Below are 26,884 nucleotides of genomic sequence, written 5' to 3'. Positions count from 1 at the left end.
TGTGAATCGGCACGGGCAGGGTATGCCTGCTGTCGTGGAGGGTAGGGCACTGGTGAGATTCGGGGAGTTCAAGCTGGGCCGACAGTTCAATGGAGGGCAGCTGGGCGTGCGCTCGCTGTCGCTGCCGCCATTGCACGATGTGCTGTGGTGGGTGCTGGCCTTGCTGATTGCCTTTCTAGGCGCGGCGCTGGTCTGGGCGCTGGTGGCCCCCGTGTCTCCTTTGGGTGCGTGGCAACCCGCAGGCGTGCGCACAATGTCTGCCACGGCGCGCGCAGCCCTGTTCGCCAGCATCGATCCGTTCAACCGCACGCCCGTTTCTGCCAATGGTCCGGCGCAGGCTGGTGCTGTCACTTCGCTTGCGCTGACTCTTTATGCCACGCGGTCAACGCCGGGTGGTGGTGGCACTGCGATCATCGCAGGGGGCGACGGGGTGCAGCAGGTCTATCGCACTGGGGCTGAAGTGCAGCCGGGCGTTACGCTGGCCGCCGTGGCATTCGATCATGTAGAACTGTCGCACAATGGCGCGCGCGAACTGCTGTATATCGATCAATCCGGCCCAGCGCCTAGCGCGCAGGGCGTGGTGGCGGCCAATCCTGTTGCGCCGCCGCCGGGAGCTTCAGGGCCTTCAGGCGCTGGGCCTGCAGGTGGCAATTCGGGCGCGGTCAGCGTTGATGGTCTGCGCCGGGGCGTGAACTTTGGCCCGCGCGCAGAAGGCGGCAAAGTGGTTGGCCTTGAAGTGCTGTCGGCGGGCGATGGCGCGACGTTCCGCGCCGCCGGGTTTCAGCCCGGCGATGTGATTACGGCGGTGGATGGCAAGCCGGTCAACGGACCGGGCGATGCTGCTGCGCTTGCCGGGGCACTGCGTCCCGGCGCTTCGATTGCGGTTACCGTGAAACGCGGTGATCGCCAGCTTCCTCTTGCGATAACATTGGCCCCATGACCCTGCGCTCGCTGTTTTCCCCCCGGCTGCTTCTTGGCGCCGCCGCTCTCGCCCTTGCAACGCCACAGGCCGCGCTGGGGCAATATACGCTGAACGTGCGCGATGCCGATATCCGGGCATTCGTGGCCGATGCCGCGGAAGTGACCGGGCGGACGTTCATTGTCGACAGCCGGGTCCAGACCAAGATCAGCGTCGTATCCGACCGGGCGCTCAGCCGGTCGGAATACTTCGAGGTGTTCCTGTCGACCTTGCGCGCCAACGGTCTTGTCGCCGTGCCCACTGGCAATGGCGCGTTTCGCATCCAGCCGGCTGAAGGCGCAGCCACCAATCCCACGCGCATCGGCAGCCGCGGTGCAGCACAAAGCCAGATGGTGACAGAAGTGATCCGCCTGCGCGCGGTTGATGCGGCGCAGGCAGTGGAAACGCTGCGCCCGCTGATCAGCAAGGAAGGCGCAATCACCGCGAACAAGGCGGGCAATTCGCTGGTCGTGGTCGATTATGCCGACAACATGCGCCGCATCCGCGCGCTGCTGGCCGATATTGACCGCGACAATGCCGCCACGCAAACGGTGATGCTTGACCATGCCGGCGCGCGCGAAATTGCCAATGCGCTGACGCAGCTTGTGCCTTCGGGCGGTGAAGGCGCGCGGGCACTGGCAACGGTTGTGGCGGTGGACAGCGCCAATGCCGTGCTGATGCGCGGTGAACCTGCCACGCTGGCCAAACTGGCTGCAATGGCGCGCCAGCTTGATGCCAAGGCGGCGCAGGGCGGCGAAATCAAGGTCGTGTGGCTGGACTATGCGGATTCTGCCGCACTGGTGCCGGTGCTGGAACGGCTGGTCGGCGGGCAGGGTGGTGGCGAAGTCACCTCGGCCAGCGCCGCACCGGTTTCGCTGGGTGGTGTAGGCGGCAGCGCTTCCTCAACGGCAGGCGCGCAGGGCAGCACGGGCGGCGCAACAGGCGCGGGCGCAGGTTCGGGCACGTCAACCAGCCCTATCGGCGCAACGTCGGGCGGGCTTGGCAACGGCCCGATCAAGCTGGCCAACGGGCGCGGTACGGCCACGATAACGCGCTATCCGGGCGCCAATGCCATCATCGTGGCGGCTCCTGCGGATGAACAGCGCCGTATTACAGAAGTGATTCGCCAGCTCGACATTCCGCAGGAACAGGTGCTGGTCGAAGCGATCATCGTGGAAATTTCGAACAACGTCGCGCGCGAACTGGGTGTGCAGATGCTGTTCGGCGGTGAAAATATGCCTTTCACCGTGACCAATTTCTCCAATTCATCGCCCAATATCATCGATATCGCAGGCGGGTTGCTGGCCGATCAGTTGAACCAGACCACCACGGTCATCAGTGGTGATACGGTTACCACGTCAACCAACAGCGCTGCGGGCGATCTGCTGCGCGAAAACGCGGCGAGCAAGGTGCTGGCGGCGCGCGGGGGCTATTCGGGCTTTCTGACCGATCTTGGCGGCGGCACGTATCTGGGCGCGTTGATCAACGCCGTGCAGTCGGACAAGAATTCGAACATCCTGTCCACGCCGCACATCACCACCAACAACAATGTGCCAGCATCCATCCTGTTCGGGCAGGAAATTCCGGTGTCCACCGGGCAGGCGCTTTCGGGCGGAAATTTCAACGACACCTTCCGCACGATCCAGCGTCAGAACGTCGGCATCGAACTTGACGTGACCCCGCAGATCAATGCGGGCAACATGATCCGGCTGGACTTGCGGCAGGAAGTCAGCTCGATCGCAGGCACGGTGTCCAGCAAGTCTGACGAATTGATCGTCAACAAGCGCGAAATCAAGACCACCGTGACCGTGGGTGATCGTGAAATCGTCGCGCTGGGCGGGCTGCTGGACGACAACGAACAGCGCACGCTGCAAAAGGTGCCGTTTCTGGGCGATATCCCGGTGCTGGGCGAAGTGTTCAAATCGCGCGCGCGCAGCCGGGTGAAGACCAACCTGATGGTGTTCATCCGCCCCACTATCCTGCGCAATGCGTCTGACCGGCAGAAGCTTGCCGCGCGCCGCTACGGCATTGTCCGCAAGGAACAGGTGCGGTTTGATCCCAAGGCCGAACCCAGCATCGATGATCTGATCGTCGATTACATGGGGGCGGCCCTGCCCATTGCTCCATCGGCGCAAGTGGCCGCTGTCGGCACGGGCGACACGCTGATCCACCCGCGTGCCACCTCCACCGGCCCGCTCGATCAGGCGGAATTGCCGCCCAGCACCGCGCAGAACTGATCCGATGGACGCCGACAGCGCTCTTGATGGTACCGCTCAAGATGATGGCATGGCACCGCTGGTCGATGCGGTGACAGTCGCCGTGTCTGAACCTGCACCCTCCATCCCCTATGCCTTTGCGCGTGATCGTGGGGTCTTGGTGGAAAGAGCGGATCAGGCCGAAATCGGCGTGGCTCTGCGCGAAGGCAGCGATCCGCTGGCCCTGCTTGAGGTTCGCCGCGCACTTGGCCGTGTGCTGACCGTCCGCAAAGTGAACACGGGCGACTTCGAAAAGCTTCTGGCGGAAGCCTACGCTATGGACGGCGCGGCGAGCGTAGTGGGCGATATGGGCATTGCAGGCGACGGGCTTGATCCGCTGGCCCTTGGCCTGCCCAGCGCCGAAGACCTGCTTGACAGCGCCGACGATGCTCCGGCTATTCGTCTCATCAACGGGCTGATTGCCGAAAGCCTGCGTCAAGGCGTGTCGGACATCCACGTAGAACCGTATGAAACCGCGCTGGTGGTGCGGATGCGTGTCGATGGCGTGCTGACCGAAAAGCTGCGCATGCCGCCGCATGTCGCGCCGGTGCTGGTCAGCCGCATCAAGGTTATGGCGCGGCTGGACATTGCCGAACGCCGCGTGCCGCAGGACGGGCGCATTTCGCTCAGCCTTGGGGGCAGGCTGGTGGACGTGCGCGTTTCCACCCTGCCCAACCGCGCGGGCGAACGGGTGGTGATGCGCCTGCTGGACAAAGAAAACGCCGGGCTTGATCTGGCGCGCCTTGGTCTGGATGCCAAGGCCGAGGATACCTTGCGCCGTGCGCTGGCCGAACCCAACGGCATCGTGCTTGTCACCGGTCCTACAGGTTCGGGCAAGACCACCACGCTTTATGCCGCGCTGCGCGGATTGAACGACGGCGCGCGCAATATCCTGACTGTGGAAGACCCTGTGGAATACGCTGTGGATGGCGTGGGCCAGACGCAGGTGAACTCCAAGGTTGGCCTGACGTTCGCTGCGGGCCTGCGCGCGATTCTTCGGCAAGACCCCGACGTGGTGATGGTGGGCGAAATTCGTGACCGTGAAACCGCTGATATTGCGGTGCAGGCATCGCTTACCGGGCATCTTGTGCTTTCCACCGTACATACCAACGATGCAGCTGGCGCGATCACCCGTATGCGCGACATGGGGGTGGAGCCCTTCCTGCTGGCCTCCACCTTGCGCGCGGTCATCGCCCAGCGCCTTGTCCGCCGTCTGTGCCCGCATTGCCGTGAAGAGCGCGCGCTGGATTCGGGTATGGCCGATGTTCTGGGTATGAAGGCAGGCCGCCCTGTCCATGCCGCGCGCGGATGCGGTGAATGTGGTCAGACTGGATATCAGGGCCGCATCGGCGTGTATGAAGCGCTGCGCGTGGATGATCGTGTGCGCCAGATGATCCACGATAATGCCGATGAAACGGCCATTGCTCGCCACGCCTTTGCCGATTCACCCACACTGGCCAAGGCTGTGCGCCGCATGGTGAAGGATGGCGTGACCAGCCCTGAAGAGGCCGCACGGATCATGCGCCGGGATGGGGACTGATGGCGCGATTCGCCTATCACGCGATTGACCCCAAAGGCACCGAACGGCGCGGCGCGATAGAAGCCGCGACCGATGCTGCCGCGCGTGATAAGCTGGTCGCAAGGCAATGGCTGGTGGTCAGCATCAATCCTGATGCCGCCGTTTCTTCCCGTAATGCGGCCAGCAGCACCAGCGGCATTGCCCTGTTCGCGCCGAAACTTTCGGCCAAGCAGCTTGCCCTTTTTACCCGCCAGCTTGCATCGCTGATGGTGGTCAGCCCGCTTGAGGAAACGCTGCGCACCATCGCGCGGCAAACCGAAAAGCCCAAGGCGCAGGCCATTTTGACCAATGTTCATGCCGGGATCGTCGAAGGCCTGCCGCTGGCTGAAGCGATGCGCCGTGAAGAACCCAGCTTTCCGCCGATCTTCCGCGCGATGATCGCGGCAGGCGAAAATTCAGGCAGTCTGCCCGCCATCGCCAACCGTCTGGCCGACATGCTGGAGCGTCAGGCGCAAGTGCGCGGCAAGATCATTGCCGCGTTGGCCTATCCCATCGTGCTGTCGCTGGTGGCCATTGCGGTGGTGATCGGCCTGATGGTGTCAGTCGTGCCGCGCGTGGTCGAACAGTTCGACAATGCCAGCAGGCAATTGCCGATGCTGACCCGCGTGGTCATCGGCATTTCGCAGTTTCTCAGCACATGGTGGTGGGCGCTGCTGGCCTTGCTAGCACTGGCGATTGCCGGTTTCATCCGCGCCTTGCGCCAACCTGCATTCAAGCTGCGTTTCGATGGTTTCTTGTTGCGCCTGCCCTTCATCGGCAAGCTGATCCGCGATGTTCATGCAGCGGCACTGGCCCGGACATTGGCGACCATGATCGAAGCACGCCTGCCGCTGGTCGATGGCCTGCGCCTTGCCACGCGCACCGTTTCCAATGCAGTGCAGGCAAACGCGCTGGCCGGGATCAGCGAAAAGGTGCGCGCGGGTGGTTCGCTGTCAACGTCGCTGCGCGAAGCAGGCACGTTTCCGCCGCTGCTGGTCTATCTTGCCGCCAGTGGCGAGGCGGCGGGCCAGCTTGGTGCCATGCTGGAACGCGCTGCCGATTATCTTGAGCGCGAATTTGAAGCCTTCACCGCTGCGGCCATGGCCTTGCTCGAACCGGCGATCATCGTCGTGATGGGCACGGCAGTTGCGCTCATCATCCTCGCCATCCTGCTGCCCATCCTGCAGCTTCAGAACCTGACCGGACTGTAATCCCATGACCGACGAAACGCCGATCGAAACTCCCAAGGCCGAAGAAGAACGCCGCCGCAACGGCTTCAGCCTTGTCGAACTGATGGTGGTTATTTTCATCATCGGCCTGCTGGCAACGGTGGTGCTCATCAACGTCCTGCCCAGCCAGGACAAGGCCATGGTGGTCAAGGCACGCAGCGACATTGCCACGCTGGAACAGGGCATGGAAATGTATCGGCTGGATATGGCCAGCTATCCCGGCCTGTCCGAAGGGTTGTCCGCGCTGAAGACCCCGCCTGCCAACCTTTCGATGCCGCAAAACTATCGTTCGGGCGGCTATGTGAAGGATGTGCCGACAGACCCTTGGGGCCATCCCTATCAATATCAGACGCCGGGCCGCGATGGTAAGCCGTTCGAAATCTTCTCGCTGGGGGCCGATGGCCAGCCCGGTGGCAGTGATCTGAACGCCGATATCTACGCCGGACAGAACTGATCGCGTAACGATGCGCGCACCCCAATCTTCTGCCGACGGTCTGATCGTCCTTCTGCCTGAAACGCCGGGCCAGCCATGGTACTGGTGGCGTGTGGGAGAGGCTGGCGTCGGGCGCGATCATGCCTTTGATCCTGCCACCGAAACCGTGCCGTGGGGTGATGCGGGGCCTGTGATCGTGTTGGTGCCCGCCACTGCTGCGCCTGTTATCGACAAGCCGCTGCCCGATATTCCGGTGGCGCAAGCGCTGGCGGCGGAGCGGTTGGCGTTGGCGCAGTCAGGCCTTGTGGCGCAGCGCCATCTGGCGGTGGCCGCGCATGAAGGGCGGTTGCTGTCATGCAGCCTTGCCGCTGCCGACATGGACGGCTGGTTGGCCGAACTTGCGCAAGTCGGGCTTGATCCTGCGGCGCTGGTTCCGGCAGCATTGCTGTTGCCGCGTGGCGACGGGGCGCTGGTGCTGGGCAATTGTGGGGGTCAACTCCTGGCCCGCACGCCGCAAGCCGCCTTTACAGGCGAAGCTGCACTGGTTGATGCGCTGGCCGTTAGTCTCGATCAGGTTGCGCTGGACGAAGGCATGTTGGTGCAGCGGCTGGGCGCTGTTCATGCCGCGCCGCCGCTGAATCTGCGGCAGGGTATTTATGCGCCGCGCCGGGTTTCGGTTTTCCTGACGGCAGACTGGTTGGGGCTGGGACGCATGGCGGCCACGGCGGCCCTGCTGGCGCTGCTGGTAATGGTCGCGTGGATCGTGAGGTGGAACATGGACAGTTCCGCGCAGGAAGCGCAGGCGCTGGAATTGGTACAAGCGCGTTTCCCTGCTGCCACTGACCTTGATGGCGCTGAGCGGATGCTGAATGCTGAACTGGTCAAGCGCGGGCAAGGCGGGGCAAGCTTTGCCGCCCCCGCTGCTGCCTTGCTGGATGCGGTGCGCCCTGTGCCTGCGGTGAAACTGCGCGATATGGGTTATAGCGCCGATGGTACACTGCGTTTCACCGCCGCCGCGCCGCGTGCCGAAGATGTCAACGCGGTGTTGATTGCGCTGCAGAATGAAGGCTGGAAAGTGACCGTGCCGCCTGCACTCGCCCCTGATCCCACCGGTGCCACTGTGGCCGCGATTACGTTGAGGGCGCCGTGATGGGGCAACTTGGTACATGGTTTGGCGGACTGACCGGGCGCGAAAAGGCGCTGGTTGGCATTGCATGCGGGATCACTGCGCTCGTGGTTCTGGTCTATGGCATCATACTGCCGCTTGGCAGCGCATTGGATGAAGCCGCAACGCGGCACCGCATCGCCACGGAACGCGCGGGCCGGATAGCAGCGCAGGTGCGAATTCTCAAAACCGCGCCTCCCGCTCCCAAAGCCGCGCTGGGCGGGCCGGTGGAACAAGTGGCCGGGGCCAGCGCGCAAGAAGCTGGCTTCGTCGTCCAGTCAAACCAGCGGCGCGGATCGGACATGGCGGCGTTGATTATCCCCACCGCGCGCCCATCGGCGGCATTGGCGTGGCTTGATGGTCTGGCGACGCAAGGGCTGGCAGTTGAACAATTGACAATGACCCCGGCGCCCGATGGCAGCGTTTCGATCAATGTCACCTTGCGGCGGAGCGGATCGTGATTGGCCGGTTCATCTTCGTGCGCGACAAGGCGCTGGGGCGGCGCGGGAAACTGGTGTTGGCCGGACTTCTGTTGCTGGCGTTGATCGTGCTTTTGCCGTTGCGGTTGGTGCTGGGCTGGATTGCACCAGCGGCGGTCACTGCGCGCAGCGTTGAAGGCGCGGTGTGGAGCGGGCGGATCGCTGACTTGCGCGTGGGACCATTGCCCGTTGGCACGGTGTCTGCCGGGCTTGACGTCCTGCCGCTGATGATTGGGCGCGGGCAGTTATCGGTCGAGCGCGCAGGGCCAGCGCCGTTCGCGGGCAAAGCCTATGCAGGCGTTGGCGGCACTGGGCTGTCAAGCGTCAGCGGTGTTCTGCCACTGCCCGACGGTTTGGGTGATTTGCCCATTACCTCGCTGGGTTTCGACGGTTTTTCAATGCGGTTCAGCGCTGGCCAATGTGCTGAGGTGGACGGCACGGTAAAACTGACGCTGGCTTCACTGGGGCCGTTATTGCCCGATGCCATCGCTTTGTCTGGCAAGGCGCGCTGCGAAAATGGCAAACTGGTGGTGCCGATGCGCAGCGCAGGCGGCATGGAGACTTTGACCCTGCGCGTGGGCGGTGATGGGCGCTGGCAGGCAGACCTTGCCTTGTCCGGTCTGCCGCCTGAAGTCAGCGCGCCCTTGCTGCAATCAGGCTTTGCCGCCCGTCCCGGCGGGATCGGTATCGGGACGAGCGGCGTGTTTTGATCGGTTTGTTCCGAGGCTTAGGCCAGAAGCTCGCGCAGGAACCATGCGCGGGTTTCGGCCTGATCGGTCCAGTCGTCGGCCATGCCTTCGGTGGCGTTGTCGCCCGCTTCCGTCGCTGCGTCCTTGACCGCACGGATCGCCTTGACCAGCGCCATGTTGTCATCGTGCAGTGCCTTGACCATGTCCATCGCATCCAGCTTCGAACGCTTGTCGTCCTTCAGTGAAGTCTTGTCGGCGATGCTGGCGATGGAGGTCAGCGTATCGCCGCCGTTCTTGCGTACACGTTCTGCGATGATGTCGGTCAGGCCGAACAGTTCGGTCGCTTGTTCATCGAACAGCAGGTGCAGACTGCGGAAATGCGGCCCGGCAACGTGCCAGTGATAATTCTTGGTCTTCATGTAGAGCGTGAAATAATCGGCCAGCAGGCCGTTCAGACTGTCGTTCAGCGCTTTCTTTGCGTTGTCGCCGGGCATTGTGTTCCCCTTTCAAGGCCGGATTGATGTGCCGGTTATACGCCGCAGAGCCTGAAAGGTTTCACGATGCTTTGTGGCCAGATTGATCGATCAAGGCGATTATTCAGGCGCGGTCCTGCCGCCACGCAGCAGGATCATGCCGAATATGGCTGACAGGATCGATCCGGCCAGAATGCCCAGCTTCGCTTCCTCGACCAGAAGGGGCGATGCCGGAAACGCCAGCCCTGCGATGAACAGGCTCATGGTAAAGCCGATCCCGCACAGCAGCGACAGGCCCCAAAGCTGACGCAGCGTGGTCTGTTCCGGTCGGGGCGCGATGCCCAGTTTTTCGGCCAGCAGGATACTGCCCAGAATCCCCACCTGTTTGCCGACCAGCAGCCCCAGCGCGATCCCAAGCGGCAGCGCCGCCGATCCGCCCGCCATCGCGCCAAGTTCCACCCCGGCATTGGCAAGCCCGAACAGCGGCACGATGATGAAGCCATTGGGTGCGACCAGTGCGTGTTCCAGCCGCAGTAGCGGGCTGTCATGTTGGCGGTTCAGCGCCAGCGGCACGGTCAGCGCCGCGAGCACACCCGCAATAGTGGCATGAACGCCTGAATGCAGCACGGCATACCATAGCGCGATGGCTCCGATGATATAAGGCGTCAACGCCCGCACGCCCATGCGGTTGACCAGCGCCAGTACGCCAAGGATCAGTGCGCTTGCCCCCAGCCACGCAAGCTTCAACCCGCTGGTGTAAAAAAAGGCGATGACCATGACCGCGCCCAGATCATCCACGATGGCCACGGTCAGCAGGAACAGGCGCAATGAAGGGGGCAGGCCTTTCCCTGCCAGCGCCAGCACGCCGATGGCAAAGGCGATGTCGGTGGCTGACGGAATGGCCCAGCCCCGGTGCAGCGCAGGGTCGCCCGCGGTTACCGCCAGATAGACCATCGCCGGAACCGCCATGCCCGCCAGTGCCGCAATTACCGGCAAGCGCCGCCGCCGCGCATCTGAAAGCTCGCCCGCCAGCACTTCACGCTTGATCTCAAGCCCGACAACGAAAAAGAACACCGCCATCAGGGCATCATTGATCCACAGGTGCGCGGTGTTGAGCTTGGCGACAGGCGTCCACCCCAGTTCGTGATGGAACAATCCATGCCAGCCCGCAGCCAAGGGAGAGTTGGCAAGGATCAGCGCAATGGCCGCGCAAGCCATCAGGACGAGGCCGGGCGCGGCTTCATTGTGTGAAAGCCGTTGCCAGAAGCCTTTTATTCCATGCGATTGCGCCATTTTCGTATCAATCCCCGGTTCACGAATGCGGTTCAGCAGGCATACCACATGTTCTGTGCCGAAGGGGATCGCGCACGTCAAACCGGGGAATGGTCTTGCCCATGTGGCCGTCCTATTCGGCGTTTCAGTGGCTCGCCATTCTGGAGCATGAACTGCTGTTGTTTGCAGCCATCTGGTTTGCCATTGGCGCGGTCGATGAACTGGCGGTCGATGCAACATGGGTGTGGCTGCGGCTGACCGGGCGCGCTCGTACACTGCGCCTTTCCCATCATGCAGGCGGTGCCCATGATCCAAGCGCCGAACTGCAGGGCATTTCTGCCGTGCTGGTGCCTGCCTGGCGCGAATCGGCCGTAATTGGCGCGATGGTTTCGCACTGTCTGCGTGTCTGGCCGCAGCAGGCCTTGCGCATCTATGTCGGCTGTTACCGCAACGACCATGAAACGCTGACGGTGCTGACCGCACTGGGCAGCGATCCGCGCCTGCGCGTGGTGGTGCATGACCGTGATGGCCCGACGACCAAGGCCGACTGTCTGAACCGGCTGTATCGCGCGATGTGTGATGATGAACGGCGCGGGGCATGGCGCGCCCGGGCGCTGATCCTGCATGATGCCGAAGACATGGTTCACCCTGCTGCGCTGTCGTTGATGGACCGGGCGTTGTCGCATGTGGATTTCGTGCAATTGCCTGTCCGTCCCGAACCGCAGGCCAAATCGCCATGGATTGCGGGGCATTATTGCGATGAATTTGCCGAAGCCCACGCGCGTGACATGGTTGTGCGCGATGCGATTGGCGCTGGCCTGCCGTCCGCCGGCGTCGGCTGCGCATTTTCGCGCGGTGCGATTGACCGGATCATCGCGCAACGCGGCGGGGCTGATCCCTTTGCTGCTGAATGCCTGACCGAAGATTACGAATGCGGCCTGCTGGTCAGCGAAACCGGCGGGAAATCCGCCTTCCTGCGGATGCGCGATGACGACGGCAAGTTGATCGCCACGCGCGAATTCTTTCCGGCCACATTGGCCACATTGGCCACATCGGTTCGCCAGAAAACCCGCTGGGTTCATGGCATTGCCTTTCAGGGCTGGGACCGTCTGGGGTGGAACCTGCGTCTGTGCGATCTGTGGATGCGGCTGCGTGACCGGCGCGGGCCGTTGCTCGCTCTGGTGCTGGCTTCGGCCTATATCATGGTGCTGATCTGGCCGGTGGTGCGCCTTGCCGAAACCAGCGCGCTGATTGCACCGCTGCCGCCTGATCCGGTGATAGAGGCGCTGCTGGTGTTCAATCTTGGCAGCTTCGTGTGGCGTCTGGCGATGCGTGCGATGGTAACCGGGGCGGAATATGGCTGGCTTGAAGGTGTGCGGGCGATCCTGCGGTTTCCCGTCGGTAATGTCATAACCATCATCGCGGGGCGTCGGGCGCTGGCCGCCTATGTGCGGGTGCTGCTGGGCGGGCGGGTGCAGTGGGACCACACCGTCCATCTGGCGCATCCTGCCAATGCTCATTCTGCGGAACGGTGCCAGCCCTCCGCTGAAGTGGTGCCTGCGGTTCTGGCGCAGGTCTGATGTCTTCACGGCGCGGACAGCCCGTGCTGGTTTTGCTGGCGCTGGTCGGCGGGTGGGTGCTGGCACGCGCTGCCTTGTGGACATCGCCATTTGCAGCGCCGGTTGCGGAACATTCGGCTGGCTTTGCGCAGGTGGTGCCGCAGCGCCCTTTTCTGGCACATCACGCAGCGCAAGAAGGCCTACTGTCGCGTCGCAGCGCGAAGGCGGCGGGCGCGCGCGCCTGGCCAATCGGTCCGCCGCAAGCAATAGGCCTGCAAAAGACAGGACATGATGCGTTTCGCTTGCTGGCGGGGCCATCGCCTGAGCACGTTATGCTGGCATCGGCACGCGGGCGCCAACGTGCTGCTCCGGCCGCCAGCACCGCGTTCGGCGCGGCGCGGCGCATGCGTTCGGCGCAGCCTGCACAAGATGTTTCACGCTGGAGTTTTGACGTTTGGCTGCTGTTGCGCGGCGAAAGCGGCATTGCGGTACAGGCTCCGGGGCAGGTAGCTTATGGCGCAAGTCAGGCAGGTGCGGTCGCGCGCTTCCGGCTGGGACGGGGCGATACCACCGCGCCGTTTGCCTATCTGCGCGGTTCGCTGGCGATCAATGCGCCGGGCAGGGACCGTGACGTGGCAGTGGGGTTTGGCGTGCGTCCGGTGGAGCGCTGGCCGCTGCGGGTGCTGGCCGAAGCCCGGCTGCAGGATTCTGCCACTGGTCCCGCCCGTATCCGGCCGGTGGCGACGGTATTTACCGAACTGCCGTGGCAAACTCTGCCCATGGGTTTCAGGGGCGAAATCTATGGTCAGGCAGGATATGCTGCGGGGCAGGCCGCCACGGCGTTCTTCGATGTTCAGGCCGTGGCCGATCGTCCGTTGCCTGACATTATCCCCCCCTCTTCCGACTTGCGCGCAGGCGTCGGCATATGGGCAGGCGGGCAACGCGATGCGGTGCGGCTGGACGTGGGGCCGCGCGTGTCGGTCCGTCTGGATGTTGGGGATGATGCTCCTGCCCGGCTGGCTCTTGATTGGCGGGTGCGCGTCGCAGGGAATGCTCGTCCGGCATCAGGGCCTGCGTTGACGCTGGCGTCTTCGTTCTAAAACCAATCCGCCACAGCTTTTTCGTGGCCAATGGCTTTGGCGGGGTTGCTGGCTGCCGCTGGCGGGCCTAGCGTCGGTTCGGCAATGGACGTCTATCTTCCCATCGCGAACCTTTCGGTCAACGGACTTGTGATCGTCGGTCTGGGCGCGCTTACCGGGCTGCTTTCGGGGATGTTCGGCGTTGGCGGCGGATTTCTGACCACGCCCCTGCTGATTTTCTATGGCGTGCCTCCCACCGTCGCCGCCGCTTCTGCCGCCAGTCAGGTGACCGGGGCCAGCGTTTCGGGTGCATTCACCCATGCCCGGCGCGGCGGGATCGATTATCACATCGGCGCGGTGCTGGTGGCGGGCGGGATGATCGGCACCGGGCTTGGCTCGCTGCTGTTTCGCCTGCTCGAATCGCTGGGGCAGATCGATACGGTCATCAACGTGCTTTACGTACTGCTGCTGGGCGGCATCGGTGGGCTGATGGCGCATGAAAGCCTGACCACGCTGCGCGCTCAGAAATCCGGCATTCCGGTGCCTGCGCGCAAACGGCGTCATCATCCGCTGGTGGCCAGCCTGCCGCTGCGCTGGCGGTTCTATCGCTCAGGGCTGTATATTTCGCCGCTGGCCCCGCTGTTGCTGGGCATGGCCACTGGTATTCTGACCATGCTGATGGGCATTGGCGGCGGGTTTATTCTTGTTCCTGCCATGCTCTATATTCTGGGCATGGGCGTGAACGTGGTTGTTGGCACCTCGCTGTTCCAGATCCTGTTCGTCACCATGGCAACCACCATGATGCATGCGCTCACTACGCGCGCGGTGGACATCGTGCTGGCGGTCCTTCTGCTGTTCGGGTCGGTTACGGGGGCACAGGTTGGCGCGCAGTTTGCGCAAAAGGCCAAGCCTGAACATTTACGCCTGATTCTGGCGGTGATCGTCCTGCTGGTGGCGCTGCGCATGGCACTGGGGCTGGGTTATCGCCCGGACGAAATCTATACGGTGGTTCCGTTGTGATGCCGGTGGGCGCAAAGCGTCTTCTGACGCTGCTGGCCTGCACGCTGCTGCTGGGCGCGCGCGATCCCATTCTGGTGCCTGAAATTTCGCAGCATGACGTGCAGGTGCGGCAGGGCTTCACCGGCGCAGACCTGTTGCTGTTTGGCGCGATCCTCAGCCCCGAAGGCAGCCGTGCGGCGCAGGATTACGATATCGTTGTGGTGCTGGAAGGGCCGGTGCAATCTATCGTGCTGCGCGAAAAGCAGAAGATCGCAGGCATGTGGATCAATGCCGATTCTACGGAATTCCGCTCCGCCCCCAGCTTCTTTGCAGTTGCCTCGTCGCGCCCGGTGGCAAAGATCGTGGATGACAAGACTGCTGCGATTTACGAACTTGGTCTGAAATGGCTACAACTTTCTCCCATTGGCGTGATCGAACCGGCAGAGCAGCGGCGGTTCTCTGCAGGTCTGGTCGATCTGATGCGCCGCCAAAGCCTTTACGCCGAGGATGAGCGCGGTGTGAAGATCAGCGGTCAGGTGCTCTATCAGGCCCGCATCCGGCTTCCATCGAACGTGCAGACTGGTACCTATACTGCTGAAACCTTTGCCATTCGTGGCGGCAAGGTGGTGACATCGGCGATCACGCGGGTGGATGTCAGCAAGCAGGGCTTTGAACGCTTCGTGGCGGTGCAGGCGGATGAGAATGGCTGGATGTATGGCTTGTTCGCCATGTTGATTTCGGTCGGCATGGGCTGGATTGCAGGCCGGCTGTTCGCGCTGGTTTGATCGGTTTTGCGGGGCTTTTGGCAGTGTCGGAGGCTGCGATACAGCATGGAATTTAGGCGATGTTAACCGAACCTGCCTAGCCAATGGCAATCGCCGAAAGTTGGCCAGGGGGTTCTGATGTCTGATATGCCGATTAACGGGTTCGATGGTGCAGTTGCGCCCGTCGTGCCCGGCGCGGCCGCCTCGCCAGCGCCGTTTGCAGCGCCAGAAAGCATGGCTTCGGCCAATGCCCTCATGCCGATCGGGCAGGTGCGCGATGTGGCAGGCTCCAGTTCGGCGATCGCGCTCGATCTGACGCGGCTGGATGAATGCTCAAACGATATTGATCCCTCGGTCGCGCTTTCGGGCAAAGTTGGCAGCCAGATCAAGATCCGCGTCGGGAATGCCTGGCTACTGGCCAGTGTGCGCACGCAGCGGCAGGATTCATCGGTAGAAGGCGGCATCGTTGCCCAGATCGATTTTCTGGGTGAGGGTGAGGAAGAGCGCCTGACTGGGCGCATCTATGGTTTCCGACGCGGTGTTACCCGGTTTCCGGTGCCCGGTGCGCTGGTCTATCCAGCCACCAGCAACGATCTTCGCCAGATTTATGCCAGCGATGGGCGAACCAGCATTTCCATTGGGACGGTCTATCCCACTCGCGATATTCGCGCCGGGATCTATGTCGACAGTCTGCTGGGCAAACATTTCGCGCTGCTGGGGTCGACCGGCACCGGCAAGTCCACTTCCGCCGCGCTGATCCTGCACCGCATCTGTGAAATGGCTCCATCCGGGCATATCGTGATGATCGACCCGCATGGCGAATATTCCAGCGCTTTCCGGGTGACTGGCCAGTTGCTGGACGTGTCGAACTTGCAGATGCCCTATTGGCTGATGAACTTCGAGGAACATTGCGAAGTCTTCATCACGTCGACCGGGCCGGATCGCCAGCTTGACCTTGATATCCTTGCCAAATGCCTGCTGGCGGCGCGGGGCAAGAACCGTCTGGCCGAACAGATTGGCAAGATCACCGTCGATTCTCCGATACCCTACCTGCTGTCCGATCTGCTGATGATTATCCAGAACGAGATGGGCCGGCTGGACAAGGGCACCAATTCCATTCCTTATATGCGGCTGAAGACCCGGATCGAGGAAATCCGTGGTGATCCGCGTTACCAGTTCATGTTTTCGGGCATGCTGGTGGGCGACACCATGGTCGAATTCATCCAGAAGGTTTTCCGCATGCCATCCAATGGCAAGCCGATCTCGATCATCGATGTTTCGGGCGTGCCATCGGAAATCACCTCCACGGTCGTTGCCGTGCTCAGCCGTCTGGTTTTCGACTATGCCATCTGGGCGCGGGACGAGGAAACCCGGCCGGTGCTGCTGGTCTGCGAAGAAGCGCACCGTTACGTGCCGAACGAGAAGAATTCGGACGGGTCGTCGGTTGGCCGAATCCTGTCGCGCATTGCCAAGGAAGGGCGCAAATACGGCGTTTCGCTGGGTCTGATAACCCAGCGTCCGTCCGATCTTGCCGAAGGCGTGCTGTCGCAATGCGGCACGATCATCGCCATGCGACTGAATAATGAACGCGATCAGGCCTTTGTCAAAGCAGCGATGCCCGAAGGCGCGCGCGGCTTTGTTGATACCATTCCGTCGCTGCGCAACCGCGAATGCATTGTTTCGGGCGAGGGCGTGTCCATCCCGATGCGTGTGTCGTTTGATGACCTTGAGCCGATGAAACGCCCGGCGTCGAGCGATCCTTCATTCTGCGAACTGTGGAGCCACAATGGCGGTCAGGAACGCTCGGTCGAACGCACAGTGCAGCGTTGGAGGGCGCAAAGTCGTTAGAAATCAGCAATATTATTGCCGATTTACCTGAACGACACCTAAACTCACCTAAGTACACCCAATTGCCGCTCAAATGCCGCGAACGTCAGATGGTGGGCGCCATACGGCCTGCGGTGTCGGCATCGGCGTGGGTTTCTTCCTCACACTCGTCATCGGGCACTGCGCGGGCCTGTTCACGCCATGACGGCCGGCGATAAGCGATGATGGAAAGCGCCACCGCCACCGCCGCGCTGACGGGGAAGGCAAGCCACAGCGCATCGGCCCCCAGCGTTGGATAGAACGCAAAGTAGAAGCCGAGGCGCACCGGGTAGAGCGCGATGGCGAGGATGATGAGCGGCGCCCAGACCACGCCGCCAGCGCGCATGGTGCCGAACAGGACCATGGTGATGCCGAACAGCACATAGCTCCAGCTGGCAAGGAACTGGATGTGGCGCGCTTCGTCCACCGCCGGGCTGGCGCTGCCGAGGAACAGTTCGAGTGCGGGCCGGTCAAACAGCAGGATTATGGCGCACAGTGCGCCGGTCACGGTGAGGTTGAGGATCACACCGGCGCGGCTGATCTTGCCAAGCCGCTGGTCCAGCCCCGCGCCGATCGCCTGTGCCGCCATGGCGCTGACCGCAGCGGAAATCGCCATCGCGGGCATTTGCAGATAAGTCCACAATTGCAGCGCCGCGCCATAGGCCGCGCTGACCAGCAGGCCTTCGCGGTTGACGAGGCCGATGACGATGATCCCAGCAGCGGAAATGACCAGCATCTGCGCGCCCATGGGCAGGCCCTTGGTCAGGATATAGCGCAGTTCATCGCGGCGGGGCCACAGCCACGCCAGTTCCGCCCCGCGCAGCCGCAGCGGCAGATCCTTGGCATAGACATAGATGACGAGGCCGATCATCGAGGCAAAGGATGCAATGGCGGTGGCCAGCGCCGCGCCTGCGATACCAAGCGGCGGAATGGGGCCGAAACCGCCAATCAGCAGCGGGTTCAATGCGACATCGAGCACCGATGACAGCACCATGAATTTGAGCGGAGTTGCCGCATCGCCCCCGCCGCGCAGGCCCATGGCGAGCATGACGGTAACCATCGAGGCGGGCATGGCGATGAAAATGACGCGCAAGTAGGTGAGGGCATAAATCCAGGTTTCTCCCGGCGCGGCCATCAGCGTCAGCAGTTCGGGCGCAAATATCCAGCCCAGCGTGCCAACCACCAGCGAAAGCAGCACGCAAAAGCCCACTGCCGAACCGAACGTGCGCCGCGCGGCCAGCACATCGCGCGCGCCAAAGGCCTGCCCGATCTTGACCGTGGCGGCCATGCCGAAGCCGAACGCCGCGGCGAACACAAGGAACATGACCACGTTGGCATTGGCCGTGGCCGCCAGCGCACCTTCGCCCAGCATCTGCCCGACCCAGACCGAATTGATCGATCCGTTGAGCGACTGGAGAATGTTCGAGGCCAGCGTAGGCGCGGAAAAAAGCACCAGTGTTTTCAGGATGGGACCGCTGGTAAGATCGCGCGAACGGGGGCCTGCGCCGCCGGGGGGAGGGGCCAAGAGGATCAGTCCTTGCGCTGGAGCGCGGAAAGGGCAGCGAAGGGACCGGAGCCTGCATCACCCGACAGATTGTGTTCGGCGCGCGCCTTGCTGGCGTTCGGCCCTTCGGCAAAGGGATCGATGGCAAGAGCCAGCGTCTGTGCCACGGCCTCGCCCAGATCGAAGGTCATGCCTTCATATTCGATTTCGTCGCAATCATCGGCGGTAATCTCGATTTCTTCGTCCGGGGCATAGGCCACAGGGCTTGCGGGTACGAAGCGCAGGGCCACCGGTTCCTTGATTCCCACCGGGAAATCCTCGCCCGAAATCGCGCAGGGCTGGATCAGGCTGGCAGTCAGCCTGCCTTTCACTTCCACTTTGCTGCCATCGGGCACCAGCTTCAATTCGGCGCGCATGGCGGTGATTTCTGTCAGCCCGAATCGGCCTGCCAGCCTGCGGCGGGCAGCATCATCGGGTTCCAGCACCAATGGATCGGCAGTGATGTGGCGGATATCGATGATGTGGGAAAATTCAGGCACGCTCATTTACCGATCTCCGCATCGAGAACACGAAAGGCCGGAACAAGGTCCAGCCCGGCGGCAAAGGCGCGGGCGCGGCGGGCGACCAGCAGCGGATCGGCGCCATCGTGCAGGGTGACATTGCGATCCACAGCTTCGGCCATCATGGCATCGTCCTTTGCCAGCAGGCCTTCACGATAGGCACCAAGGCGGCCGCCCAGAACGCTCATCAACTGGCCCATCCGCTTGCCGACCACGACGTCGCCCACACCACTTTCCCGCAACTGGCCGTCCATGTCATCGACAAAAAGTTCGGTCAGTCGCACCGAAGGTTCGACCAGTTCGGCATCGCGCTCCATGCGTATGAGGACGATGGACAGGATCAGGGTAATCATGTCGAATCGCCCGGCCACGGTGTCGGCCACGCCACAGTCGCGATACCATTCCTTTTCGCGGGCGATTTCCACGGTGCGATGCCAGAGCGGGCGTGCCACCGCCCGGTCGTCTGCCTTGCGTCCAAACAGCTTGCCAAAAAACGACATCTGGCACTTTCCTTCAGGTCTGCCCCGTTCAGGGGCGATTAAATCTTTTGCGTCCAGCAGGCGCCTTACAGGTTTTGGCAATGCGCGCCGGCGTTTGTGGCTGCGGCATTGCGGTAAACCGGAATGGACCCTAAAGGTCCGCCGATAGAGGCTGTGCATTCCCGATGCAAACGGGCATGACGGCTTTCCGGGCCATGCGGCCTGAACTGATTTGACGGAGTCTTCGAATGCGGAACAGTCGGCTGATGGTGCAGGGTGCGGCGGTGCTGGCCCTGGGCGTGGCTGTTACGGGATGCGCGAGCATCAAGGACCATCGCGGCTATATCGTGGATGAAGCGCTGGTTTCTTCGGTACAGCCCGGTGTGGACAACAAGACTTCGGTGGAGCGCACGCTGGGGCGGCCCACCTTCACCAGCGATTTCGGCAAGCAGACCTGGTATTACGTGTCGATGAACACGGGCCAGAAGCCGTTCACCCGTCCCAAGACCACCGACCAGATGGTGCTGGTGGTAGATTTTGACGCGCGCGGCAATGTTGCCGCGCTTTCGCGGCAGGGCATGGAAAAGGTCGCCAACCTTTCGCCTGAAAGCGACAAGACGCCGACGCTGGGCCGTGACCGTTCGTTCTTCCAGGATCTGTTCGGCAATATCGGCGCGGTTGGGGCATTGCCCGGCGGCGGCGCTGGCGGTGCGACCGGCGGCACCGGGCCGAACGGTAGCTGATTTGAACGGTTAGCTTGAAATCCTCTCCCGGCTACTCATATCGCCGGGATGGACGATAGCAGGGCAAGCCACGGCCTGATCCAGTGGCACGGCACCACCATTATCGGGGTGAAAGCAAACGGCCGGACCGTCATCGCAGGTGATGGTCAGGTTTCGATGGGCAACACGGTGATGAAGCCCAATGCCCGCAAGGTGCGCCGCATTGGCGATGGCAAGGTCATCGCCGGTTTTGCAGGCGCCACGGCAGATGCCTTTACCCTGTTCGAACGGCTGGAGCGCAAGCTGGAGCAGCATCGCGGCCAGCTTATGCGCGCCGCCGTGGAACTGGCCAAGGACTGGCGCACTGACAAATACCTGCGCAATCTGGAAGCGCTGATGATCGTGGCGGATGCCGACACGATGTTGATCCTGACCGGAAATGGCGATGTGCTGGAACCCGAAGCCAAGAACGACACGGTAATCGCCGCGATCGGATCGGGCGGGAACTATGCGCTGGCGGCGGCACGCGCGCTGTCCGACTATGAAAGCGATGCCGAAAAAATTGCGCGCAAGGCGATGCAGGTGGCGGCGGACGTTTGCGTCTTCACCAATGACCGCGTGACGCTGGAAGAGATCTGACGAACCCTGATTCCCGTTCGTGTCGAGCGTAGTCGAGACACGGTAGCGCTGCGGTGTCTCGACTACGCTCGACACGAACGGATGTTGTGAGATTTTTATGAACGACAATCTTACCCCCAAGGCCATTGTTCGCGCGCTGGACGAACATATCGTTGGCCAGACCGACGCGAAGAAGGCTGTGGCCGTTGCGCTGCGCAATCGCTGGCGGCGGCAGAAGCTGTCGCCCGAACTGCGCGACGAGGTTAGCCCCAAGAATATCCTGATGATCGGGCCGACGGGCTGCGGCAAGACCGAGATCAGCCGCCGTCTGGCCAAGCTGGCCGATGCCCCGTTCGTCAAGGTGGAAGCGACCAAGTTTACCGAGGTCGGCTATGTCGGCCGGGACGTGGAGCAGATTGCCCGCGATCTGGTGGAAGAGGCAATCCGGCTGGAAAAGGACCGCCGCCGCGATGCGGTGCGTGAAGCTGCCAGCAAGGCTGCGATGGACCGGCTGCTGAAAGCGCTGGTGGGCGAAGGCGCGAGCGAAGCGACGCGCGAAAGCTTCAAGGCGCGGCTGGCCGATGGTTCGATGAACGAAGTCGAAGTCGAGATCGAGGTCGAAGACAGCCCATCGATGCCCATGGAAATTCCGGGCATGGGTGGCAATGTCGGCATGATTAACCTGTCGGACATGATGGGCAAGGCGTTCGGCAAGAACAACCTGAAGCGCCGCAAGATGCGCGTGGCCGATGCGTGGGACAAGCTGGTCGACGAAGAAGCCGAAAAGCGCATGGATCAGGATGACGTTGCGCGCGAGGCGATCCGCAATGCCGAAACCAACGGCATCGTGTTTCTGGACGAGATCGACAAGATTGCGGTTTCGGACGTGCGCGGCGGGTCTGTCAGCCGCGAAGGCGTACAGCGCGATCTACTGCCGCTGATCGAAGGCACCACGGTTTCGACCAAATATGGTCCGATGAAGACCGACCATGTGCTGTTCATTGCCAGCGGTGCGTTCCATGTGGCCAAGCCCAGCGACATGCTGCCCGAACTGCAGGGCCGCCTGCCGATCCGGGTGGAACTGAAGGCGCTGACCGAGGATGACTTTGTGCGCATCCTTTCGGAAACGCGGGCCAATCTGGTGGAGCAATATCGGGCGCTGATCGCGACCGAGAACGTGACGCTGGAATTTGCGCCCGATGCGATCCGTGCGATTGCGCGCACGGCGGCGCAGGTGAACGAGAGCGTCGAGAACATCGGCGCGCGGCGTTTGCAGACGGTGATGGAAAAGCTGCTGGAAGAAGTGAGCTTTGAAGCTGAGGATCGGGTGGGTGAAACCGTGACGGTGGATGAGGCTTATGTCGCGGACAAGCTGGCCGGTCTGGCCGGGAATGCGGACCTTTCGAAGTATATCTTGTGAATTAGCGTCGTTCCTGCAATGTTCCATCAGCGAATCCGGTTGGGAGCAGGCTGATGGAACTTGGCGGAACGGAACTGGCGGGATCAGAACTGGCAGGCGGATGCCATTGTGGCGCGGTGCGTTACAAGGTGGATGGTGCGCCGATGCACGTCGCCATCTGTCACTGCACCGATTGCCGCAAAAGTTCGGGCGCGCCGATGGTGGCCTGGGCGATGTTCAAGGAAGAACAGTTTTCGCTGACGCAGGGTGAGGTGACGACCCACAATTCATCTGGCGCGTCGATGCGCAACTTCTGCCCGAAGTGCGGTACGGGCGTGTTCTTTACCAATGCCGAGAATTTGCCCGGCATTGTCGACGTGCAGTCGGCCACATTTGATGACCCGGACCAGTTGCCCGCGCAGCTTCATATCCAGACGGCGGAGCGCATCGGCTGGACAGTGGAGCAACATAGCTTGCCCGAATTTGCGCGTTTTCCCGGTCAGGAGTAAGCGCCGGGCATGACTTACCAGACACCCGAAGATCGCCCCGTCTACCGCCTGCTGACCGGCAAGGACGACCGCGCCTTTTGCGAGCGTGTGTCCGAAGCGCTGGAGCAGGGCTGGCGGCTCTATGGTTCGCCGTCGATGACCTATGACGGCGGCATGGACTGCATCAAGGTGGCGCAGGCCGTGGTGTGGCATGAGGCTGATGTGGTGAAGTGAACGGGCGTGAAGTGGAAGGGCGGGGCGATTATTCCGCCGCCTCGCTGACTTCCGCGCTTTCGGCGGCCTGCCGCGCCCACATTTCGGCATAGAGGCCATCGCGGCGGAGCAGTTCTGTGTGGCTGCCCTGTTCGGCAAGGCGGCCCTGTTCCAGTACTAAGATGGTGTCTGAATCCGCGATGGTGGACAGGCGGTGCGCGATGGACAAGGTGGTGCGGTGTTGCGCCACGGCGCGCATTGTCGACAGGATATCCTGTTCGGTGCGGGTGTCCAATGCGCTGGTGGCTTCATCGAACAGCAGAATCGGCGGGTTCTTTACCAGCGTGCGGGCAATGGCCACGCGCTGTTTTTCACCGCCCGACAGTTTCAGCCCGCGTTCGCCCACTTCGGTATCCAGCCCTTCGGGCAGGCGGGCGATGAAATCTGCGATGGAGGCGCCGCGTGTGGCGGCTTCGACTTCGGCAGCTGTGGCGCCATCGCGGCCATAGGCGATGTTATAGCCGATGGTGTCGTTGAACAGCACGGTATCCTGCGGGACGATGCCAATGGCGGCGCGCAAGCTGGCCTGCGTGACCTGCGAAATGTCCTGTCCGTCAATCAGGATGCGGCCCGATTGCGGATCGTAGAAGCGGAACAGCAGGCGGGCGAGGGTGGATTTGCCCGCGCCCGAAGGGCCGACGATGGCGACACGGCTGCCGGCGGGCACTTCGAACGACAGGCCGTGCAGGATGGTGCGACCAGGGTCGTAACCGAAGACGACGTTGTCGAAAATGACGCCGGGGCGTTTTATGACAAGCGCAGGTGCGCCAGGGGCATCGGCCACTTCGACGTGGGTGTCGATCAGGCGGAACATTTCGGCCATGTCGATCAGGCCTTGCCGGATGGTGCGATAGACCATGCCGAGCATGTCGAGCGGGCGGAAAAGCTGGGTAAGGTAGGTGTTGACGAACACGAGATCGCCCACGGTCAGCTTGCCCTGGGACCAGCCCCACACCGTCCACGCCATGGCCCCCGCCATCAGCAGGTTGACGATCAGGGCCTGCGCGATGTTGAGCAGGCCCAGGCTGTTTTCGCTTTTGACCGCGGCATCGGCATAGGCGCGGGCGGCGGCGGCGTAGCGGGCCTCTTCACGCTTTTCGGCGCCGAAATACTTCACTGTTTCGTAGTTCAGCAGAGAATCGACCGCGCGCGACAGTGCCTGCCCATCAAGCCGGTTCATCTTTTCGCGCAGATGCGTGCGCCATTCGGTGATAGCGCGGGTGACCCAGACATAGGCGATGACCGCAAGGATCGTGGCGGTGACAAGGCCGAGGCCAAAGTTCAGCCAGAAGATCACGATCACCGCAATCAGTTCGATTACCGTGGGGGCAAGGTTGAAAAGCAGGAAGTAGAGCATCGTGTCGATGCTTTTGGTGCCGCGTTCGATCACCTTGGTAACCTCGCCCGTGCGGCGGGCAAGGTGGAAGCGCAGGGACAGGCGGTGCAGGCGGGCAAAGACGTTTTCCGCCAGATGCCGCGTGGCATCCTGCCCAACCCGTTCGAACACGATGTTGCGCAAGTTGTCGAACAGGACACCAGCGAAACGGCCCAGCGCATAAGCCAGCACGAAGGCCATGGCCACGGTAAGCGCAGGTTCTGCCCCGGCTTTCAACGTCATCGCGTCGACGGCGTTCTTGTAGGCGAACGGCAGGGCGAGCGTGACGGCCTTGCCCAGCAGCACCATCGCAAAGGCGCCAATCACACGGCGGCGCAGCCCGGCATTATCGGCAGGCCAGAGATAGGGCAGGAATCGCCGCAGCGTTTGCCAGCCATCGTGGCGTGCGTTTTTCGAAGCGGGGGCAGTTTCAGGAGGCATGGTTTCCAAATAGGCCGCCTGACGCGCCGCGCCAGCCCTTTCGCAAGGTTTGTCGGGGCCAAGGTTCAGGGTCTTGGTCCGGCCACTCCGGCAGGCAGATCGAACAGGATGCGCCGGGTGGAAAAATCGATCGCCACGCGGCTGAACATGCGGAGCTGGCCCATTCCCATCAGCATCGCCGGTTTGCGATCCAGCCCCAGACGGCGAAAGGCAAGTGCATCGGCAAAGGCCAAGGGTGTGTTGTGCAGGCGGATGCCTTCAACCTCGATCACAGACGCGGTGGCCATTTCCGCGCCGATGGACTGGCCGGTTACGGAAATGAGCGTGGTGGCCTGTGTGGGGCTGCGCCGCGACAGCGCCTTTTGCAGGGCAGGGTTGCCGATGGAGGTATCGGATCCGGTATGGATGATGATGCTGGTGGCGATGCCATCAACCCGCGCGTTGGCCATAATCAACTGCCCGGATTTGCGGCGCGCGCTGACCACGATTTCAAACCCGCGCGCACCGCCAAGATTTGCTGCATCGCCAATTGCGATCCGGTCGCCCACGAAATCGATCAGCACCCGCTGGTCCTGCAGGCTGTCCACGCCGACGATGCCGTCTGCGCCGATATGCGCGCTTTCCAGCAGCGGCGCGCTGAGGCCGTAGAAGGTGCGGCGACCGATGCTGAGTTCTTCCACCTCGACGATCTGGACAGAATGCGCCCCTGCGACCCCGACAATGGTGGCGTTGCCGCTGGCCGACAGGCCAAGCCGGGCGGCGACATCATGCGAAAGAATGGTGCGTTCGGCTCCGGTATCGATCAGGAAGCGGAACGGACCGGTGGTGCCGATGTGAACGGGCACAGTATAGCGATCATACCGGTCCTGCGTCAGTTTGACGAGTTCGGCGTTTGAAGGTTGAGTGATGGCAGGTTGGGTAATCACTGGCGCAAGTGCAAGGGCCGGTGTCGGCGCAGATTGTGCCATCAATGGGTCGCAGGACAGCACCGCGCAATAGCCCGTCATGCAAAGGCGGATTGCGTGCATAGCCCATGGCGCGCGATTGTTCGGCATCGGCATTCTCCCGCCGGGGATCTTACGCCTGCGCGGGACTTGGCGCCAGTGGGCAGCTACCCGGTCGAGGATACAGGTTTTTGCCGGACATTTGCCAGCAGGCCTGCTGCCAGATGGGCGATTTCATCATGGAGCGGATGGCGGACAAGGCGCAATGTGGCAAACCACAGCGCAATCCCGGTGGCAACCATGGTGGTGGCCTGTAGCAGGCTGGTTTGCGCCGGGTCGTTCCACAAGGCGTAGCTTGTCAACAGTGGAGCGACAGCGGCAACCGTGACTATGGCGCTGCGCACGGCGATCAGGCCAAGATCGCGCCAGCGCAGATCAAGCACTCGTTGCATCAGCGGGGCATAGATCGCCACCCAGATCAGCCCGTGCGCCACCCGCGACATGGCGACCCACAGAAGGCCGAAGGGCGCGGTGACGCCGATCAGCACGATCGAGATGATGGTTTCCAGAACCATGCGCCGCATCAAAGGCTTCATCCGGCCCAGCAGCACGGGAAGGTCTGCATAAAGCGGCAGCGCGACATAGCAGATTTGCGATAGCGCGATCCATGTAAGCAGCGGGGCGGCGGCCACCCAGCGTTCACCATAAAGCAGGTGGATCAGCGGCTCGGCCAGCACGGCGATGCCGGCCATGGCGGGCCAAGTGACGCCGGTAAAGGCTGCGACGACGCGCAAATAGGGCGGGCCGAGCGGTTGGCCACTGTCGCGCACGCGGCGGAAGGCGGGGTAGAATACGCCGGTTACCGCGCCAGCAATCAGCAGCCGCAATTGCAGGGCCAGACCCGATGCACGGGCGAACAGCCCGACCGATGCGTTGTCGATCAGGCGGCCGATCACCAGTTCAGGCGCGCGGGCCGACAGGGAAGAGCAGATCACCTGCACGGTATTGGTGGTGCCGATGTCCATCACCGGGCGCACTTCTCCAAGACGCAGGGGCCATGGCAGCATTCCGCCTGCGCGCCATTGGCTGACAACAAGGCGGGCTGCCTGTTGCGCAAAAGCGCCCCATGCCAATGCAAGGGCGCCGTGGCCCTTTATGGCAAGGACCAAAGCGGTGGCGGCGTTGGCGATGGACGACCCGACCTCGATCATGGTGTTGGACCGATAGTCCATGCGGCGCTGGCAGGTGGCCTGTGGCACGATGGCCAGCGGCACGAACAGATAGGACGCGGCAATTACCAGCG

26 protein-coding genes (1 of these 26 cut by a window edge) are annotated in these 26,884 nt (G+C 62.7%); 18 read left to right on the top strand and 8 right to left on the bottom strand.

Features of this window, described 5'->3' with window-relative positions:
• Positions 1-52: 52 nt before the first annotated feature.
• The 8 genes from OVA07_RS01645 to gspN are packed head-to-tail and all read left to right on the top strand — an operon-like array spanning position 53 to position 8,787.
• Positions 53-940, top strand: a complete 888-nt coding sequence (locus OVA07_RS01645; protein WP_268169731.1) for a type II secretion system protein N — start codon at positions 53-55, stop codon at positions 938-940.
• A complete protein-coding gene (gene gspD / locus OVA07_RS01640) occupies positions 937-3,195 on the top strand; it encodes a type II secretion system secretin GspD (protein WP_268169730.1) in 2,259 nt (752 codons plus the stop codon). The genes OVA07_RS01645 and gspD overlap by 4 nt, the downstream gene beginning before the upstream one ends.
• A gap of 49 nt (positions 3,196-3,244) precedes the next feature.
• Entirely contained in the window at positions 3,245-4,753 is a 1,509-nt protein-coding gene (gene gspE, locus OVA07_RS01635) for a type II secretion system ATPase GspE (protein WP_268172585.1), read from the top strand.
• Positions 4,753-5,982, top strand: coding sequence for a type II secretion system inner membrane protein GspF (gspF, locus tag OVA07_RS01630; RefSeq protein WP_268169729.1), 1,230 nt, complete (start codon positions 4,753-4,755; stop codon positions 5,980-5,982). Before gspE ends, gspF begins: the two co-directional genes overlap by 1 nt.
• A 4-nt stretch (positions 5,983-5,986) precedes the next feature.
• A complete protein-coding gene (gspG, locus tag OVA07_RS01625) occupies positions 5,987-6,454 on the top strand; it encodes a type II secretion system major pseudopilin GspG (protein ID WP_268169728.1) in 468 nt (155 codons plus the stop codon).
• 10 nt (positions 6,455-6,464) lie between these two features.
• Positions 6,465-7,583 carry a type II secretion system protein GspL gene (gspL, locus tag OVA07_RS01620; RefSeq protein ID WP_268169727.1) on the top strand — a complete coding sequence of 373 codons (1,119 nt, stop codon included), beginning with the start codon at positions 6,465-6,467 and terminating at the stop codon, positions 7,581-7,583.
• Positions 7,583-8,059: a type II secretion system protein GspM gene (gene gspM, locus OVA07_RS01615; protein ID WP_268169726.1), complete on the top strand. Its 477-nt coding sequence runs from the start codon at positions 7,583-7,585 to the stop codon at positions 8,057-8,059. Before gspL ends, gspM begins: the two co-directional genes overlap by 1 nt.
• A complete protein-coding gene (gspN, locus tag OVA07_RS01610; protein WP_268169725.1) occupies positions 8,056-8,787 on the top strand; it encodes a type II secretion system protein N in 732 nt (243 codons plus the stop codon). The genes gspM and gspN overlap by 4 nt, the downstream gene beginning before the upstream one ends.
• A gap of 17 nt (positions 8,788-8,804) precedes the next feature.
• On the opposite strand, the gene OVA07_RS01605 is transcribed toward gspN, so the two are convergent.
• Positions 8,805-9,260, bottom strand: coding sequence for a Dps family protein (locus tag OVA07_RS01605; RefSeq protein ID WP_268169724.1), 456 nt, complete (start codon positions 9,258-9,260; stop codon positions 8,805-8,807).
• 99 nt (positions 9,261-9,359) lie between these two features.
• Entirely contained in the window at positions 9,360-10,532 is a 1,173-nt protein-coding gene (gene nhaA / locus OVA07_RS01600; protein WP_268169723.1) for a Na+/H+ antiporter NhaA, read from the bottom strand.
• Between the two features lie 101 nt (positions 10,533-10,633).
• Between nhaA and OVA07_RS01595 the strand changes: the two genes are divergently transcribed.
• From OVA07_RS01595 to OVA07_RS01575, 5 genes are all read left to right on the top strand, one after another.
• Positions 10,634-12,091 (top strand): glycosyl transferase family protein, encoded by a 1,458-nt coding sequence (locus tag OVA07_RS01595; protein WP_268172584.1) that lies wholly within the window; start codon positions 10,634-10,636, stop codon positions 12,089-12,091.
• Positions 12,091-13,170, top strand: coding sequence for a hypothetical protein (locus OVA07_RS01590; RefSeq protein ID WP_268169722.1), 1,080 nt, complete (start codon positions 12,091-12,093; stop codon positions 13,168-13,170). Before OVA07_RS01595 ends, OVA07_RS01590 begins: the two co-directional genes overlap by 1 nt.
• An 84-nt stretch (positions 13,171-13,254) precedes the next feature.
• Positions 13,255-14,169, top strand: coding sequence for a sulfite exporter TauE/SafE family protein (locus tag OVA07_RS01585; RefSeq protein WP_268172583.1), 915 nt, complete (start codon positions 13,255-13,257; stop codon positions 14,167-14,169).
• Positions 14,169-14,933, top strand: a complete 765-nt coding sequence (locus OVA07_RS01580) for a TIGR02186 family protein (protein WP_268169721.1) — start codon at positions 14,169-14,171, stop codon at positions 14,931-14,933. The genes OVA07_RS01585 and OVA07_RS01580 overlap by 1 nt, the downstream gene beginning before the upstream one ends.
• A gap of 213 nt (positions 14,934-15,146) precedes the next feature.
• Positions 15,147-16,760 (top strand): ATP-binding protein, encoded by a 1,614-nt coding sequence (locus tag OVA07_RS01575; RefSeq protein WP_268172582.1) that lies wholly within the window; start codon positions 15,147-15,149, stop codon positions 16,758-16,760.
• A gap of 85 nt (positions 16,761-16,845) precedes the next feature.
• Here OVA07_RS01575 and OVA07_RS01570 read toward each other — a convergent pair whose 3' ends face one another.
• Genes OVA07_RS01570 through OVA07_RS01560 form a run of 3 tightly spaced genes read right to left on the bottom strand, consistent with a single transcriptional unit; the run spans position 16,846 to position 19,342 of the window.
• On the bottom strand, positions 16,846-18,303 hold the full coding sequence (locus OVA07_RS01570) for an MATE family efflux transporter (protein WP_268169720.1): 1,458 nt from the start codon (positions 18,301-18,303) through the stop codon (positions 16,846-16,848).
• 5 nt (positions 18,304-18,308) lie between these two features.
• A complete protein-coding gene (locus OVA07_RS01565; RefSeq protein WP_268169719.1) occupies positions 18,309-18,827 on the bottom strand; it encodes a YceD family protein in 519 nt (172 codons plus the stop codon).
• A complete protein-coding gene (locus tag OVA07_RS01560; protein WP_268169718.1) occupies positions 18,824-19,342 on the bottom strand; it encodes a ubiquinol-cytochrome C chaperone family protein in 519 nt (172 codons plus the stop codon). Before OVA07_RS01560 ends, OVA07_RS01565 begins: the two co-directional genes overlap by 4 nt.
• Positions 19,343-19,569: 227 nt before the next feature.
• Between OVA07_RS01560 and OVA07_RS01555 the strand changes: the two genes are divergently transcribed.
• The 5 genes from OVA07_RS01555 (at position 19,570) to OVA07_RS01535 (ending at position 22,782) form a co-directional block, all read left to right on the top strand.
• Positions 19,570-20,064 (top strand): outer membrane protein assembly factor BamE, encoded by a 495-nt coding sequence (locus tag OVA07_RS01555; protein WP_268169717.1) that lies wholly within the window; start codon positions 19,570-19,572, stop codon positions 20,062-20,064.
• 48 nt (positions 20,065-20,112) lie between these two features.
• Complete coding sequence (hslV, locus tag OVA07_RS01550) at positions 20,113-20,682, top strand: ATP-dependent protease subunit HslV (RefSeq protein WP_326493085.1); 570 nt, start codon at positions 20,113-20,115, stop codon at positions 20,680-20,682.
• A gap of 97 nt (positions 20,683-20,779) precedes the next feature.
• Complete coding sequence (gene hslU, locus OVA07_RS01545) at positions 20,780-22,081, top strand: ATP-dependent protease ATPase subunit HslU (RefSeq protein ID WP_268169716.1); 1,302 nt, start codon at positions 20,780-20,782, stop codon at positions 22,079-22,081.
• 53 nt (positions 22,082-22,134) lie between these two features.
• On the top strand, positions 22,135-22,569 hold the full coding sequence (locus OVA07_RS01540) for a GFA family protein (protein ID WP_268169715.1): 435 nt from the start codon (positions 22,135-22,137) through the stop codon (positions 22,567-22,569).
• A 9-nt stretch (positions 22,570-22,578) separates the two neighbouring features.
• Positions 22,579-22,782: a DUF1737 domain-containing protein gene (locus tag OVA07_RS01535; protein WP_168853808.1), complete on the top strand. Its 204-nt coding sequence runs from the start codon at positions 22,579-22,581 to the stop codon at positions 22,780-22,782.
• Between the two features lie 28 nt (positions 22,783-22,810).
• Here the strand turns inward: OVA07_RS01535 and OVA07_RS01530 are convergent, their stop codons facing one another.
• From OVA07_RS01530 to OVA07_RS01520, 3 genes are all read right to left on the bottom strand, one after another.
• Entirely contained in the window at positions 22,811-24,637 is a 1,827-nt protein-coding gene (locus OVA07_RS01530; protein ID WP_268169714.1) for an ABCB family ABC transporter ATP-binding protein/permease, read from the bottom strand.
• A gap of 65 nt (positions 24,638-24,702) precedes the next feature.
• Positions 24,703-25,692: an aspartyl protease family protein gene (locus tag OVA07_RS01525; RefSeq protein ID WP_268169713.1), complete on the bottom strand. Its 990-nt coding sequence runs from the start codon at positions 25,690-25,692 to the stop codon at positions 24,703-24,705.
• A 56-nt stretch (positions 25,693-25,748) separates the two neighbouring features.
• On the bottom strand, positions 25,749-26,884 hold the 3' portion of the coding sequence (locus OVA07_RS01520; protein ID WP_268169712.1) for an oligosaccharide flippase family protein. 379 nt of this gene lie beyond the right edge of the window; only the last 1,136 of its 1,515 coding nucleotides appear in the window; its start codon lies beyond the right edge, outside the window; its stop codon occupies positions 25,749-25,751.

Origin of the sequence: Novosphingobium sp. SL115, assembly GCF_026672515.1 — a bacterium.
Lineage (GTDB): Bacteria > Pseudomonadota > Alphaproteobacteria > Sphingomonadales > Sphingomonadaceae > Novosphingobium.
Note: the sequence above shows the minus strand (reverse complement) of the source record. Positions and strands in the feature narration are given on the sequence as shown.